This is a genomic window from Salinicola salarius, assembly GCF_003206135.1.
In the GTDB taxonomy this organism is placed as follows: domain Bacteria; phylum Pseudomonadota; class Gammaproteobacteria; order Pseudomonadales; family Halomonadaceae; genus Salinicola; species Salinicola salarius.
On sequence record NZ_PZJT01000003.1, the window covers coordinates 190,268 to 204,672 of the forward strand.

13 protein-coding genes are annotated in these 14,405 nt (G+C 64.2%); 6 read left to right on the plus strand and 7 right to left on the minus strand.

The features are described from left to right. Positions 1-143: 143 nt before the first annotated feature. Entirely contained in the window at positions 144-2,681 is a 2,538-nt protein-coding gene (locus tag DOM32_RS04135) for an ABC transporter permease (protein ID WP_110631555.1), read from the minus strand. Further along, on the minus strand, positions 2,678-3,400 hold the full coding sequence (locus DOM32_RS04140; RefSeq protein ID WP_071231592.1) for an ABC transporter ATP-binding protein: 723 nt from the start codon (positions 3,398-3,400) through the stop codon (positions 2,678-2,680). The genes DOM32_RS04135 and DOM32_RS04140 overlap by 4 nt, the downstream gene beginning before the upstream one ends. 31 nt (positions 3,401-3,431) lie before the next feature. Between DOM32_RS04140 and DOM32_RS04145 the strand changes: the two genes are divergently transcribed. Then, a complete protein-coding gene (locus DOM32_RS04145; RefSeq protein WP_420876608.1) occupies positions 3,432-4,121 on the plus strand; it encodes an arylesterase in 690 nt (229 codons plus the stop codon). Positions 4,122-4,266: 145 nt separating this feature from the next. Continuing rightward, positions 4,267-5,238 (plus strand): zinc transporter ZntB, encoded by a 972-nt coding sequence (locus DOM32_RS04150; RefSeq protein ID WP_071231591.1) that lies wholly within the window; start codon positions 4,267-4,269, stop codon positions 5,236-5,238. Positions 5,239-5,390: 152 nt separating this feature from the next. Here DOM32_RS04150 and DOM32_RS04155 read toward each other — a convergent pair whose 3' ends face one another. Continuing rightward, complete coding sequence (locus tag DOM32_RS04155) at positions 5,391-5,663, minus strand: Rdx family protein (protein WP_071231590.1); 273 nt, start codon at positions 5,661-5,663, stop codon at positions 5,391-5,393. A gap of 234 nt (positions 5,664-5,897) precedes the next feature. On the opposite strand from DOM32_RS04155, the gene DOM32_RS04160 reads away from it, so the two are divergent. From DOM32_RS04160 to ettA, 4 genes are all read left to right on the plus strand, one after another. Continuing rightward, complete coding sequence (locus DOM32_RS04160; RefSeq protein WP_110631558.1) at positions 5,898-7,226, plus strand: MFS transporter; 1,329 nt, start codon at positions 5,898-5,900, stop codon at positions 7,224-7,226. 84 nt (positions 7,227-7,310) lie between these two features. Then, complete coding sequence (locus tag DOM32_RS04165) at positions 7,311-7,757, plus strand: PAS domain-containing protein (RefSeq protein WP_244179798.1); 447 nt, start codon at positions 7,311-7,313, stop codon at positions 7,755-7,757. A 140-nt stretch (positions 7,758-7,897) separates the two neighbouring features. Further along, positions 7,898-8,092 (plus strand): PA3496 family putative envelope integrity protein, encoded by a 195-nt coding sequence (locus DOM32_RS04170; RefSeq protein ID WP_071231588.1) that lies wholly within the window; start codon positions 7,898-7,900, stop codon positions 8,090-8,092. Between the two features lie 185 nt (positions 8,093-8,277). Beyond that, positions 8,278-9,939 carry an energy-dependent translational throttle protein EttA gene (gene ettA / locus DOM32_RS04175; RefSeq protein WP_110631561.1) on the plus strand — a complete coding sequence of 554 codons (1,662 nt, stop codon included), beginning with the start codon at positions 8,278-8,280 and terminating at the stop codon, positions 9,937-9,939. A gap of 176 nt (positions 9,940-10,115) precedes the next feature. Here ettA and DOM32_RS04180 read toward each other — a convergent pair whose 3' ends face one another. The 4 genes from DOM32_RS04180 to DOM32_RS04195 form a co-directional block, all read right to left on the minus strand. Then, entirely contained in the window at positions 10,116-10,274 is a 159-nt protein-coding gene (locus tag DOM32_RS04180) for a DUF1328 domain-containing protein (RefSeq protein WP_071231586.1), read from the minus strand. A 143-nt stretch (positions 10,275-10,417) separates the two neighbouring features. After that, complete coding sequence (gene lpxL, locus DOM32_RS04185) at positions 10,418-11,332, minus strand: LpxL/LpxP family Kdo(2)-lipid IV(A) lauroyl/palmitoleoyl acyltransferase (RefSeq protein ID WP_110631564.1); 915 nt, start codon at positions 11,330-11,332, stop codon at positions 10,418-10,420. Positions 11,333-11,403: 71 nt separating this feature from the next. Continuing rightward, positions 11,404-12,492 carry an alanine racemase gene (gene alr / locus DOM32_RS04190; protein WP_110631567.1) on the minus strand — a complete coding sequence of 363 codons (1,089 nt, stop codon included), beginning with the start codon at positions 12,490-12,492 and terminating at the stop codon, positions 11,404-11,406. A 183-nt stretch (positions 12,493-12,675) separates the two neighbouring features. Further along, positions 12,676-14,151 carry a TolC family outer membrane protein gene (locus tag DOM32_RS04195; protein ID WP_071231583.1) on the minus strand — a complete coding sequence of 492 codons (1,476 nt, stop codon included), beginning with the start codon at positions 14,149-14,151 and terminating at the stop codon, positions 12,676-12,678. Between the last annotated feature and the right edge of the window lie 254 nt (positions 14,152-14,405).

Genomic DNA, 14,405 nt, shown 5'->3' on the forward strand with positions numbered 1-14,405 from the left:
TGCGCTGGACCATAATTTCTCACGTTGGCTTTAGCGTCGGTAAAACGTGCGCATTAGCGGCATCCGGCGTTTCAGGCGCGTCAGCCCGATGTCTCCCGAACGATTCGTGAACACCGAGCCTTCTTCGAGACGCCGCTTTGGCTTCAGGTTTCTCCCAGCAGCCGCAGGCTGGCCATTGGCGCTTGCCGGCGGCTGCTGCGGGAAAGCAGGTAGCCGATGCCGCCCACGATTGCCGCGCCCAATAGCGGCATGATGCCCCACATCAGCCAGTGCATTCTGGGCGCCAGCCCCAGCCAGCCGTAGATGCCCAGGGCGGAAGCCTCGGCCAGTGCCGCGCCCAGCAGCCCGCTGGCGAAACCGAGCAGCGCGAACTCTGCCCACTGCATGCGCGCCAGGGTGCGATTGCCGGCGCCGAATACCCGCAGCAGCGCGCCTTCGTGGGCCCGTGCCGGGCGGCTGGCGGTGAGCGCCGCGTAGAGCACGCTGATGCCGGCCAGCAGCACGAAGCCCAGCACGAACTCGATGGCCCGCGTCACCTGGCCGAGAATGACGCGCACCTGCTCCAGCAGCGCCTCGACGTTGAGTACCGAAACCCCAGGGTACTGCCGCACCATCTCGCCCAGCATCTCGTCGCCGGCATCGGGCAAGTGGAACGAGGTGATGTAGCTGTGGCCAAAGCCGTCCAGGGCGCCGGGCGGGAAGATGATGAAGAAGTTGGGCTGGAAGCTCTCCCAGTCGAGATGGCGCAGGCTGGTGATTCGCCCGGTCACGCTGTCGCTGCCGATGGTGAACGTCAGTTCGTCGCCGAGCGAAAGGCCGAGCCGGCCCGCCAGCTCCTCTTCGACCGATATCGGCACCGAGCCGTCGCTCGCTGTCGCACTGCCGGCATCGGCGGCGCCATCGGAGCCGAACCAGGCCCCTTCGGTGATCCGGTTGCCTTCGGGCAGCGTCGCCCGCCAGGTGAGGTTGAGATCACGCCGCAGCGCGCCGTCGGTCCGGTTCGCCTCCGGCACTTGCTGTTGCGGAGGTTCGCCGTCGATGGCGGTCAGCCGCCCCCGCACCATGGGATAAAGACCGCTGGTGGTGTCGGCGGCGCTGTCGATCAGCAATTCGACGCCGTCGCGCTCCTGCGGCTGGATATTGATCGCGAAGTAGTTGGGTGTATCCGCCGGCAGCTGGGCCTGCCAGGTCGTCAGCAGGTCGCCGCGCACCAGCGCGATGATCGCCATTGCCGCGAAGGTGACCGAGAACGCCAGCAGCTGGCCCAGGCTGGCGGTGCGTCGCCTCGCCAGCTGGCGGCCGCCGAGCTGCCATGCCCGGCCCTGCTGGCTGCGCTGCGGCAGCCGCGCCAGCACCGCGAGCAGCAGGGTAAGCATCAACTGCCCGAGCCCCCACAGCACGACCAGCGCCACCAGACCGCCGAGCAGAATGCCCACCGACAGCAGCGGATCACCGGAGTAGAGCCAGAGCAGCGCGCCGAAGACCAGGCTGGCGACGACCACCACCACCCAGCCAGATGCCGGAATCGGATCGAGTTCCCGGCGCAGTACCTTGAGCGCGCTGACCCGCTTGAGCCGCAGCAGGGTCGGGCCGGCGAAGCCGACCAGCACCGCCAGCGCGGTGAGGATGCCCATCAGCCATGGCATGCCGCCGGGCGGGGGCAGTTCCAGCGGCAGAAAGCGCGTCAGCAGTGCCAGCAGCGCAGCCTGCCCGGCGAGCCCCAGCAGCGCCCCGACCGCCGCCGCCACCAGCCCCAGCCACGCCAGCTGCCAGGCGAAGAGCTGGCCCAGCTGACGTTGGGACGCGCCGAAACAGCGCAGCAGCGCCGCCGTGTCCAGATGGCGGTCGACGTAGCGTCGCGTGGCCATGGCGACCGCGACACCGGCAAGCAGCACCGCCGCCAGCCCGGCGAGACTGAGATATTTCTGCGCCCGATCCAGCGAGCGGCCCAGGCTGGGGCGGTCCACGCGCACGTCGCGAATCTCGACGCCCGCGTCGCGCAGCGCATCGAGACGGCTTTCGAGACCGTCGATCGCTGCCGGCGGCCCGGCGGCCAGTATCTCGTATTCGATCCGCGAGCCGGGCCGGACCAATCCGGTCGCCTCGAGATCCTGCAGGTTGAGCATGATGCGCGGGGCCAGGCCGGAGAATCCGCCCTGCTGGTCGGGTTCGCGCTCGATCAGCCCGGCAACGGTCAGCGAAAGCGAGCCGACCTGCACCGTGTCGCCGATGCCGGCATCCAGCAGTTGCGCCAGCCGTGGCGCGATCCAGGCGCTACCGGGTGGCGGGCCGTGCGCCAGCCCTTCGATACCGTTGCCCCGGTCGACGCGAACCTGCCCGTAGAGCGGGTAATGGTCGTCCACCACCTTGAGCCCGGCCGGCTGGAAGGCATCCGCCTGGCTGACCATCGATACCAGGTCGACCTGGTCGCTGAGTTCGAGCCCGGCCTGGCGCAGCGTCTGGCGAAGTTCGTCGTCGAAGGCCTGGCCCTGTTCCAGCACCAGATCCCCGCCGAGCAGCTGGCCCGCCTGACGGGTCAGCCCGCGGTCGAGCCGGTCGAGGAAGAAGCCGATCATGGTGGTGGCGGCCACGGCCAGCGCCAACGCCACGAACAGGGCCCGCACGTCGGAGGCGCGCAGATCGCGCCGGAGCCCCTTGAGCGATAGTGCGATCAGGTTCATGCCTCGACCCCGTGCCGCTGCCGTTCGAGCGCCTGCAACCTGCCGCCTTCGAGCTGCAGGCAGCGATCGCATCGTCTGGCGAGGGCCATGTCGTGCGTCACCAGGATCAGCGTAGTGCCGGACTCCCGGTTGAGCTCGAACAGCAGATCGATGATACGCTTGCCGGTTGCTTCGTCGAGGTTGCCGGTCGGCTCGTCGGCGAAGACCAGGTCAGGGTCGGTCACGAAGGCACGCGCCACCGCCACCCGCTGCTGCTCGCCACCGGAAAGCTGCTTGGGCAGGTGGTCGAGGCGCGCACCCAGGCCGACGCGCTCCAGACATTGACGACTTTTGGCCGCTATGTCTTGCCGTGGCGACAGTTCCAACGGCAACATAACGTTTTCCATGGCGGTAAGAGTGGGTAATAACTGGAAGTTCTGAAAAACGAAGCCGACGCGTCCCGCACGCAGCGCCGCCCGTCCGTCTTCGTCGAGCGCGCTCAGGGATTGACCGAACATTTCGAGCTCTCCCGAGCTGGGTGCATCCAGCCCTGCGAGCAGGCCGAGCAGCGTCGACTTGCCGGCACCGGAACTTCCCACGATGGCGACACTCTCACCGCGTTCGACATCCAGCGTCAGCGATTCGAGGATGACCAGCTCCCGTTCCCCGCTCGTCACCCTTTTACCGAGTTGGTTGGCGTATAAAATTCGCTTTTGCTGATTGTCCGAGGAGTGAGACATGGTGCCTGGTTTCCCTGTGCCTGGTATTGAGATGCCTTTCGCCAATATGCCTGTCACCAAGGTGCTTTTCACCAAGATGCCTTTCGTCCGGATGGCAAGGCGCTGTGCGGGCGCCGCGCTATTGTCGTGTCTTGCCGTGCTGTCGCTGACTCCCGTCGAGGCGCGTGCCGATACCATTCTGGTGATGGGCGACAGCCTGAGCGCCGCCTACGGCATCGACCCGCAGGCGGGTTGGGTCAACCTGCTGAAACAGCGTCTGGGTGACGAACATGAGGTCGTCAACGCCAGCATCAGCGGCGAGACGACATCCGGTGGTTCGGGTCGGCTACCCGACATTCTGAGACAGTACCATCCCGATATCGTTCTGCTGGAACTCGGTGGCAACGATGGCCTGCGCGGGCTCTCCCCCCAGCAGATGCAGGTCAATCTGGCCAAGATGATCGAACGCAGCCAGGAGGCAGGCGCCGAGGTCCTACTGCTGGGTATCGAAGTGCCGCCCAACTACGGCCCCGCCTATACCCAGGCCTTCCGTGAAGTCTTCACCCAACTGGCCAGCGAGCACGACGTGCCGTTGGTGCCGTTTCTGCTCGAGGGTGTCGACCTCGACGGCATGCTTCAGAGTGACGGTATCCACCCCACTGCCGAGGCACAGCCGATCATTCTCGAGAACGTCTGGCCGAAACTGGAACCGATGCTCTCTCCCTCGGACGAGGAAACGTGATCCTCTTCGCATCGAGCCTGTTTCCCGCCGGCCTGGATCCGCGCCAGCCGTCATGCCCCGCGATTTCGCCGGCGTGCTATCGTTAACGCCTTGAAAAGACTCGCGGCACGGCGAGACGAGACACGCTTCGACAAGGAGGTTGACGATGGAGGCAGAAACGGCGCTGGTCGCCGCCTACGAACTGGACGGAAAAGGCGGCGGCACCCTGCTCAGCGTTCGCCAACTGCGCGAGGCCTGGGCCGATCCCCAGCGCCCGCTGTGGATGCATCTCGATTTCCGGCATGAAGACGTTCGCACCTACCTCCTGGATATCGCCGGGCTCGACGAGGCACCGATCGAGGCGCTGCTGGAAGAGGATACCCGCCCCCGCGTCGCCAAGTTCCGCAATGGTGCCGTCAGCACGCTGCGCGGTATCAACCTCAACCCGGGTGCCGCGCCGGAAGACCTCATTTCGTTGCGCATCTGGATTGCGCCCAACCGCCTGATCACGCTGCGCCGACGGCCGCTGAAATCGGTCGGTGACGTACGCGAACGCATCGACAACGGCGACGGCGCGCTTTCGGTACCGGACCTGCTGGCGTGGCTGACGGAGACCCTGGTGGACAGGGTCGGCGATGTCGCCCATGAGCTCGACGACCGCCTGGGCGAACTCGAGGAGGATCAGTTGAGCAATGGCGAGATCGAGCCGGACGACCTCTCCCGGCTGCGACGCACGCTGATCACCTTGCGGCGCTTCATGGGCCCGCAGCGGGACTGCCTGGATCAGATCGCCCACGGGCCGGAGTGGTTCGACGAGGACACCAAGGTATCGATCCGCGAAAGCGCCAACCAGCTTTCACGCTATGTGGAAGACTTCCACGCCATGCAGGAGCGCGCCCTGATCCTGCAGGAACAGCTCTTCAGCGAACACAACGAGCGGCTGAATCAGCGGATGTACATGCTGGCGATCGTCACCACCGTGTTCCTGCCGCTGAGTTTCCTGACCGGCCTGCTGGGCATCAACGTCGGCGGCATCCCCGGCGCCGAAAGCCCCTACGGCTTCCTGATCTTTCTCACCATTACCGTCCTGGTCGGCGGCGGGGTGATGTGGCTGCTCAAGCGCAAGCGTTGGTGGTGAGACGCGCCGCGAGCCGCGAAAAGCAGAGTGTGGCCTCCGGAAATCCGCAAAGCCCGAAGCCCGAAGACAGGATGCGATTATCGCTATTGCCGTAAGGGGTTGGCTTTGCTTTTTCTTCCCGCTTCCAGGCGCGTAGCGCCGCTCTTCCAGCGTCAAGCTCTATCCGTATGCCCCAGATCCCGTTCGGGGTCGAGGCGATCGCGTACGCGCCGCTTCAGTTCCTTGATATCGGGAAAGCCGCCGTCGCGCTTGCGCTCCCACAGCGTCTCTTCGTCGTAGAGCACTTCGAAGTGTCCGCCATGACTGGGCGCCAGGGCGACCTGTTCGAGATCCTCGCCGAAGGTCTGCAGCAGTTCCTGGGCGTACCAGCCGGCACGCAGCAGCCACTGGCATTGGGTACAATAATGAATACGAACCTTGGCCATCCTTCTGTTTCTCCCGAGCCTTTGACAACCGTGCCGACAACGATAAAAAGACATGATGCGCTCGTTGGAACGCCTCGCTCAAGCGGTGACCCCAACGCATTCGCCGCTCGTAGCTGCTGTTTATAGCGCCCCGAAGCCGGCGCTAGGCGCTAGGCGCTAGGCGCTAGGCGCTAGGCGCTAGCCAGTGGTCCGTAGTCCGTAGCCCGTCGCATCAGAAAACAGGGAACGTTTTGCATGTCAGCCAACGAAGCCAGCCTCACTCGTCTCTTCGAACGCGTCACCGGTGATGAAGACAGCCGCATGTGTCGCGACATCTCCGACGAGGCGTGTCAGGAACAACCCGGCAACTTCTTCCGCCATCTCGTCGCCGCGCTCGGCAACAAGCTCGCCGACGAACTCTCCAACGCTCGCCTGATCCTGCCGTGGCTGATGGGCGCGATCGGCGCACCGGTGTGGATGGTCGGTCTGCTGGTGCCCATCCGCGAGGCGGGCGCCCTGCTGCCGCAACTGCTGATCGCCGGCTATATCCGGCTGCGCCCGATCCGCAAATGGGTCTGGGTCACCGGCGGCATCGTCCAGGCGATCGGCGCCCTGCTGCTGGCGCTGCTGGCGCTTTTCGGTCACGGCAGCTGGGGCGGTGCGCTGGTACTGGTCGCGCTGACGGGGCTGTCGCTGGGCCGGGGGCTGTCGTCGGTTTCCACCAAGGACGTGCTGGGCAAGACCATCGCCAAGCAGCGCCGGGGCACGCTGATGGGATGGAGCGCCAGCGTCGCGGGGGCGCTCACCCTGCTCGTCGGCGCCGCCATGGTCGTCATCGGGGATCAGCCCGGCACCTGGGCGCTGGCCATCCTGCTGTTCGCCGCCGCGCTGGGCTGGGGCCTGAACGCGCTCTGCGCCGCCGCGATACGCGAAGCGCCGGGGGCCACCGAAGGCGGTGCCAACGCCTGGGACAGCGTCAAGCAGGGCGTTTCGCTGATGCGCCGCGATCGTCGCTTTTTGCATTTCAATCTCTCGCGGGCGCTGCTGCTGTCCAGCGCGCTCGCCCTGCCCTACCTCGCCCTGCTGGGCCAGCAGAACAGCGGCACCGATCTGGCCAGTCTCGGCATCCTGATCGTGACCTCCGGCGCGGCCAGCATGGTCGCCGGCCCGATCTGGGGGCGTCTGGCCGATCGCTCCAGCCGTCGGGTGATGCGCAACAGCGCCATCGGCGCCGCGGTGTGCTGCCTGGCGGGCGCTGCCTGCGTATGGCTGCCGGCAGCGGCGCGGGAAAGCGTCTGGCCCTACGCCCTGGTCTACGGCCTGCTGATGATCGCCCATGCGGGAATACGCCTGGGCCGCAAGACCTATGTCGTCGATCTGTCGGACAGCAATACCCGCGCGCTCTACGTCGCGTTTTCCAATACCTTCACCGGGGTGCTGATGCTCGTCGTCGGGCTGCTGCTCGGCGGCCTGGCGCAATGGCTGGGCAGCGCCGGCCTCCTGCTGCTGCTCGCGGCGCTGGCCGTGGCGGCTGCGCTCAGCTCCCACGCTCTGGTGGAAGTCGAGGACGTGGACGACGCGTGAAGCGTTGTAATCCCGAGACACCGTGGCATGATGTTCGATCGTATCGACCCTACAATCCGTCGAATGCCCAGCCTGGAGGCAAGGATGGCCAGTACCAGTAAGCAACCGCCCATGATCAGCCCGGCGCTACTCGAACGTATCGTCAACGCCTCGGATGACGGCATCGTGGTGGCTGAACAGGAAGGCGACGAAAACATTCTGATCTACGCCAATCAGGGCTTCGAACGCCTGACGGGCTACAGCGTCGACGAGATTCTCTATCGCGACTGTCGCTTTCTGCAGAATGGCGATCGCGACCAGCCGGCCATCGACCGGGTGCGCACCGCCCTGCGCGAAGGCAAGCCGTGCCGCGAAGTGCTGCGCAACTATCGCAAGGACGGCAGCCAGTTCTGGAACGAGCTCTCGATCACGCCGGTCTACGACGAGGAAGACAGGCTCACCTATTTCGTCGGCGTGCAGAAGGATGTCACCAGTCTGATCGAGACTCTGCAGGAACTCGAGGCGCTGAAAGCCGAGCGCGATCCGGCCTGAAACATCAGCAGAAACCTGAACTTATCGCCGCCTTGCGCGGCGATAGTTTTTTTTAACCAGGAAAATCTTGTACCCGGCGGCATTCGACGATATATAGCCCGGAGCGTCACTGAGATGCGATTTCACGGGAGGGCTAAAACATGAGCCGTGAGGATTACGTCGAGGATCAGGATTTTTCCGAAGCCATCAACGACGAGCAGTTCGAACGTCCACGCAGCAGCAAGGCGGATACGCTGCGTGCCAGGCGTCAGGTCGAGGCATTGCTGGAAGAGCGTCGTCTGAAACGTGCCATCGAAGATGACTGGTACAACGATTTCGGCGACGAAGAAGAGTAGGCCGACAGCGGCTTTCCGCATTACCCCCGACGGGCGCCTCCAGGCGCCCGTTCGCATTGTCGGCACGACTCGTTTACCCTGCCTGTCAGACGCTGGGCCCCGTTGACGGGCGCTGCAGCGATGACTGCCTGTTTTTATCCACTGCGAATTACTTTCTATCCACTGCGAATTACTATCGGATTTCCATGGCGCAATACGTTTACACCATGAACCGGGTGGGCAAGATCGTCCCCCCGAAGCGCGAGATCCTGAAAGACATCTCGCTCTCCTTCTTCCCCGGCGCCAAGATCGGCGTGCTCGGTCTCAACGGCTCGGGAAAGTCGACGCTGCTGCGCATCATGGCCGGCGTCGACACCGAATATAACGGCGAAGCCCGGCCGATGCCGGGCATCAACATCGGCTACCTGCCGCAGGAGCCCGAGCTCGACGACAGCAAGAACGTCCGCGAGACGGTCGAGGAAGCCCTCGGCGAGGTCAAGCAGGCCCAGGCGGAACTGGAAGCCGTCTATGCGGCCTATGCCGAGCCGGATGCCGACTTCGATGCGCTGGCCGCGCAACAGGCGCGTCTGGAGAACATCATCGAAGCCGCCGATGCGCACAACATCGAGCGCAAGCTGGAAGTCGCCGCCGAAGCGCTGCGCCTGCCGCCGTGGGAAGCCAGCGTCGGGCATCTTTCCGGGGGCGAGCGTCGCCGCGTGGCGCTCTGCCGCCTGCTGCTCTCCAGCCCGGACATGCTGCTGCTTGACGAGCCGACCAACCACCTGGATGCCGAATCCGTGGCCTGGCTCGAGCGCTTCCTGCACGACTACCCGGGCACCGTCGTCGCCATTACCCACGACCGCTACTTCCTCGACAATGTCGCCGGCTGGATCCTGGAACTCGACCGTGGCCACGGTATTCCGTTCGAGGGCAACTACTCCCAGTGGCTCGAGTCCAAGGAGCAGCGTCTCGCCCAGGAAGCCAAGCAGGAAGCGGGACGCCAGCGCGCGATCAAGCAGGAGCTGGAGTGGGTTCGCCAGAATGCCAAGGGCCGACAGGCCAAGAGCAAGGCGCGTCTCAACCGCTTCGAGGAGTTGCAGTCCGGCGACTACCAGAAGCGCAACGAGACCAACGAGATCTACATTCCGCCCGGGCCGCGGCTGGGTGACAAGGTCATCGAGTTCCACGATGTCAGCAAGCGCTTCGACGAGAAGATGCTGTTCGACAACCTCTCCTTCCAGATACCGACCGGTGCGATCGTCGGGATCGTCGGCGGCAACGGGGCCGGCAAGTCGACCCTGTTCAAGCTGATCGCCGGCAACGAGCAGCCGGACAGCGGCGAGGTGGTGCTGGGCGATACGGTGGACGTGGCCTACGTCGAACAGCTGCGCGACCATTTCGACAATTCCCAGACCGTGTGGGAAGCCGTCTCCGGCGGCCAGGACATCCTCAACATCAATGGCTACGAGGTCTCTTCACGCGCCTACGTCGGCCGGTTCAACTTCAAGGGAACCGACCAGCAGAAGCGCCTGAGCGAACTTTCGGGCGGGGAACGCGGACGCCTGCAGCTGGCCCAGACGCTGAAGCAGGCCGCCAACGTGCTGCTGCTCGACGAACCGTCCAACGATCTCGACATCGAGACGCTGCGAGCGCTGGAAGAGGCCTTGCTGGCCTTCCCCGGCTGCGCGCTGGTCATCTCGCACGACCGCTGGTTCCTGGACCGCATCGCTACGCATATCCTGGCGTACGAGGGTGATTCCAACGTCGTCTTCTTCGAGGGTAACTACACCGAGTATGAAGCGGACTACCACAAGCGGGTCGGCAACGACACGCCGAAGCGCATGAAGTACAAGCGTATCGACGCCTGATTTCATTCGCGTTCATGCCTCAAGATCAAATACCCCGCCATCAAGGCGGGGTATTTGTTAGAGACCATGTCTGTTAGAGACTGTGGCTATTAGAGACTATGGCCGTTAGTCGCCAAAATCGTGAGCAGCCAAGGTCGTCAGCGGCAAAGTCGATTGGCGACCGATCCTGTCAGACTTCAACGACCTCGTCCGCGAATCAGCGAGACGACGAACAGGATCAGAAAGATCACGAACAAGACCTTGGCGATCGTCGCTGCGGCACCGGCGATACCGCCGAAACCCAGAACCCCGGCGATGATAGCGACGATGAGAAAAATCACGGCATAACTAAGCATGGCAACTCTTCCTGTGCTGACCCGTTGGACTTGCTGGCGCCGGTAATATCGACCGCCTGCCAAGCCACCCTCTCGTTCCGTGAGGGCTAACTAAGCCTTGTCGTTCATTGCGTTTTCGTCAAGTTTCGCGCTTGCCTGCCCGTTCAATAAAAGGACGCTTCACCCGGCGGACGGGTCTTGAAACGCCGGTGCAGCCACAAATACTGCTCGGGGTGACGGCGGATCGCCTGCTCGATGAAGGCATTCACCTGTGCGGCATCGGCGACATCGTCACCACTCGGGAAGTTCTCCAGCGGCGGCAGGTACTCGAGCGTGTAGGTCCGGTCGTCGGGATTGCGGTGGAACATGAGCGGCATGACGGGAGCGCCGGTCATTCTGGCGATCTTGGCCGTCAGCTTGATCGAGGCAGCAGGAATGCCGAAGAACGGTGCGAAGACGCTCACCTCGCGGCCGAAATCCTGATCCGGGGAATACCACACGGCATGGCCCGACTTGATCCGGCGAACGACGCCACGCAGGTCATGACGGTCGATGGCCGCGCCGAAGATGCCACGCCGGGCGCGGGTCATGAAGTCCTCGAACACCGGGTTGTCGTGAGGCCGGTAGACCACATCGGCGGGGAAGAACAGCGAATGCAGCGCGCCGCCGAGATCCAGGGTCGAGAAATGGATGCCGATGATCAATGCGCCCTTCCCCTGCGCCATGGCCTGCTCCATGTGCTCGGTGCCCTTGAAGGTCACGCGGTGGCGCAGATGCTCCGGGTCGCGGCACCAGCCGGTTGCGGTTTCGAGAATGCCGATCCCGTTGGCGATGAAAGTCTTCCTGACCAGCTCCGCGCGCTGCCGGTCGTCCAGTTCGGGAAAGCACAGCGCCAGGTTGGTATCGGTGATATGGCGGCGGCGCTTGGCCAGCTTCCAGGTCAATAATCCAATGCCTCGACCCAGCGCCAGCTTGAGGCGCCAGGGCAGCATCGCCCCCGCTCGCATCAGGCCGATGCCGAGCCAGGCCCCCCAGTAACGGGGATGAGCGCGATTGGCGGGATAGGTCTTCTTGGCCATGTTCCTTCCGATTCTCTATGCGTGCCGGTCTATGAATGCCGAATAGTGTAGCGAACTGCAGCGAACGGCCTCTACACGCTCTCGCGGTAGCGTCGCGGCACCCTTGGCAGCAGTCCGGTCAGCAACGTATAGCCGATGGTATTGCAGTGGCCCGCGACCTCGTCGACGCTCAGCCCCTGCCCCCACAGCACCACCTCGCTGCCGACGCCGGCATCGGGCAGGTGGCTGATATCCACCGTCAGCATGTCCATCGAGACGCGCCCCACCAGAGAACAGCGTTGACCATCGACCAGTATCGGCGTGCCGTCGGCAGCGTGGCGATCGTAGCCGTCGCCGTAGCCGGCGGCGACCACGCCGATTCGGGAAGGGCGAGAGGTGTGCCAGCGCGCGCCATAGCCGACCGGCTCCCCGCCAGACAATGACTGCACGGCGATCAGACGCGAGCGCAGCGTCATTACCGGCTTCAGCGAGACGCCCGGTGGCAGTTCGCCTTCCAGCGGATTGCTGCCGTAGAGCATGACACCGGGGCGATTCCATTGTCCGTGAGTCCGGGGCCTGGTCAGCGTGGCCGGCGAGTTGGCAATACAGACCGGCGCTTCGAGACGCTGGCGGACGGACTCGATCGTTCGCTGCTGACACTCGAACTGTGACGTATCGGCCTGATCGGCACTGGCGAAGTGGCTGATCAGGTGGATATCCCGAACCCGGTGAGACGCCGCCTTCAATCGCGCCCAGCGGTCGGTGAACGACTCGGGATCGTAACCCAGCCGATGCATGCCGGAATCCAGTTTGAGCCAGACCGTCAACGGTTGTGCGGCGGGATGGTTCAGGACGGCGTCCAGTTGCCAGTCGCTGTGTACGACCTGCCACAGTTGCAAGGCCTCGACGCGGGCCAGTTCCTCGGTCTCGAAAATGCCTTCCAGCAGCAGTATCGGCTGCTGGATGCCCGCTTCACGCAGGCTCTCGGCTTCTTCCAGCGAGGCGACCGCAAACGCTGGCGCCGCGCTCTCGAGCGCCTGGGCGCACGCCACGGCACCGTGACCATAGGCATTGGCCTTGATCACCGCCATGGAACGGCTTCCGGGTGCCAGTTCGCTGGCAATGGCGTAGTTGTGGCGCAGCGCGTCGAGATCGATATCGGCGATGAGAGGCCGGGCCATGAAACTTCCTTCGAAACGGGCAGAGGAAAACCGGCGGCTGCCACCGGTCGATCGTGGTCATTTTATCCTGCCTGACAGCCTTCGCGGCATCGGGAGACGATAAAGGCTGCCTCCGGAAACGACGACGCCGCTGCTGGGCAGCGGCGTCGAGTCGACTTCCTGCGAGACGCTATCAGAGCCGTATCAGGACGCCGGCGGCGGCGTGGGTCGCGCACCGATATCCTCGACGGAAGACGAGACGCCGGCATCGTCGACCTCCGTCAGCGACACGGGATTGCTGTCGCGCAGCCAGCGGTTGGTCGCACGGATCACGTCGAGATTCAGCACGCCGGTCTGCTGGCGCAGCTGCAGCAGGTCGGTGACGTAGGTGTAACGGGCGTCGGCGTAGTTGGAGATGGATTCGTAGAGCGACTGCTCGGCATCCAGCACGTCGACGATGTTTCGCGTCCCCACCTCGTATCCGGCTCGAGTCGCTTCCAGGGCACTGCGACTGGAGACGATGGCTTCACGCTGCGCCTCGACCGATTCCACGTCGTTGCTGACCTGGGCAAACAGGGAACGCACCTGCTGCATGGTGTAGCGACGCTGGTCCTCGAAGTCGTACTGGGTCGCTTCCAGCGTGTAGGTGTTCTCGCGTACCGCGGCGCTGGTCGAACCACCGGTGTAGATGGGCAGGTTGGCCTGCACGCCGATCTGCAGGTCTTCGTTATGGCCGCGAAGCTCGTCGCGGTCGTTGTTCGAGTAGGAGTAATCCGCGAACGCGTCCAGCGTCGGCAGGTGGCCGGCCTCGGCGATATCGACGCCGGATTTCGCCAGCTCGACCGCAGCCTGGGCGTATTGAATGGACGGGCTGCTGGACAGCGCCAGCTCGACCCAGTCGTCGCGACTGGCTGGTACGGGAGGCTGGATCGGCAGCTCGTCGTCGAGCCCTTCGATGCTGTCGTACTGCTGACCCGTCAGGCGCTCGAGCGTCTCGAAACTCACCTGCAGGTCGCTCTTGGCAGCGATACGCTGCGCACGTGCCGAGTCGAAGGCAGCCTTGGCCTCGTTGACATCGGTGATCGCCACCAGGCCGACGTTGAACTGCTCTCTGGACTGCTCGAGCTGCCGCCCGATCGCCTTTTCCTGGGCCTGGCGTGCTTCCAGCACTTCCTTGGCGCGCAGAATCTCGAAATAGGCCTCGGAGACATCGTAGAGCAGCTGCTGCTGGTCGATTTCCAGCTGCAGCGCCTGCTGGCCGACCTGCTTCTTGCTCTGCTGGTACTCGTACCAGTTGGTGGCATCGAACAGCGCCTGGGTAACGCTGACACCGATGCTGCTGCCGTTGTAATCCTCGCCGCTGGACGACGAGCCGGTACCGGCGGCGGCCTGGCTACCGCTCGAACCAGCGTAGCTCTGACTCTCCAGCGAGTCATAGCGATACAGACTCCCGGTGGCGCTGGCCTGCGGCAGCAGATCGCCGCGTTCCACATCCTGACCCGCTTCGGTGCTCTTGAACGTCGAACGCGATGAATTCAACGTTGCCGAATGCTCTAGCGCGTCCTGAGTGATGGTCAAGAGATCTGCCGCGTGAACCGAGGGGGCGAACGCTGCCACGACCAGCAGCGAAATGGCATGTCGCAGGGGAGAGCGCGACGGCAACGAGATGAGAGGCGACATCGAGAAATATCCTATCGTTGAGCACTGGTGACGATACGAATCCGGCTGTGCGAGTCCATGCAAGCATGCACCACAAGCCACGGATGTCGTCGGCATCGCCCAGAAACCCAATCATGGCTGTTTTTCTGGCGGACTCGAGACGCCAACGATCGTCGACGTCATCCGGGACCACACAACAAACGACCGAGGCGCCAGCAACACAGCTGACGCCTCGGCTTGAGGTTTACATACAATGCCGCATGTATGCGACCGGA

Bases quoted from the DNA above. Each gene is read 5' to 3' on its own strand.
- DOM32_RS04160 (WP_110631558.1), top strand. From the start codon at position 5,898: ATGTCAGCCAACGAAGCCAGCCTCACTCGTCTCTTCGAACGCGTCACC.
- DOM32_RS04140 (WP_071231592.1), bottom strand. From the start codon at position 3,400: ATGTCTCACTCCTCGGACAATCAGCAAAAGCGAATTTTATACGCCAAC.
- DOM32_RS04180 (WP_071231586.1), bottom strand. From the start codon at position 10,274: ATGCTTAGTTATGCCGTGATTTTTCTCATCGTCGCTATCATCGCCGGG.
- lpxL (WP_110631564.1), bottom strand. From the start codon at position 11,332: ATGGCCAAGAAGACCTATCCCGCCAATCGCGCTCATCCCCGTTACTGG.
- ettA (WP_110631561.1), top strand. From the start codon at position 8,278: ATGGCGCAATACGTTTACACCATGAACCGGGTGGGCAAGATCGTCCCC.
- DOM32_RS04195 (WP_071231583.1), bottom strand. From the start codon at position 14,151: ATGTCGCCTCTCATCTCGTTGCCGTCGCGCTCTCCCCTGCGACATGCC.
- DOM32_RS04145 (WP_420876608.1), top strand. From the start codon at position 3,432: ATGCCTTTCGCCAATATGCCTGTCACCAAGGTGCTTTTCACCAAGATG.
- DOM32_RS04135 (WP_110631555.1), bottom strand. From the start codon at position 2,681: ATGAACCTGATCGCACTATCGCTCAAGGGGCTCCGGCGCGATCTGCGC.
- DOM32_RS04150 (WP_071231591.1), top strand. From the start codon at position 4,267: ATGGAGGCAGAAACGGCGCTGGTCGCCGCCTACGAACTGGACGGAAAA.
- alr (WP_110631567.1), bottom strand. From the start codon at position 12,492: ATGGCCCGGCCTCTCATCGCCGATATCGATCTCGACGCGCTGCGCCAC.
- DOM32_RS04170 (WP_071231588.1), top strand. From the start codon at position 7,898: ATGAGCCGTGAGGATTACGTCGAGGATCAGGATTTTTCCGAAGCCATC.
- DOM32_RS04165 (WP_244179798.1), top strand. From the start codon at position 7,311: ATGGCCAGTACCAGTAAGCAACCGCCCATGATCAGCCCGGCGCTACTC.
- DOM32_RS04155 (WP_071231590.1), bottom strand. From the start codon at position 5,663: ATGGCCAAGGTTCGTATTCATTATTGTACCCAATGCCAGTGGCTGCTG.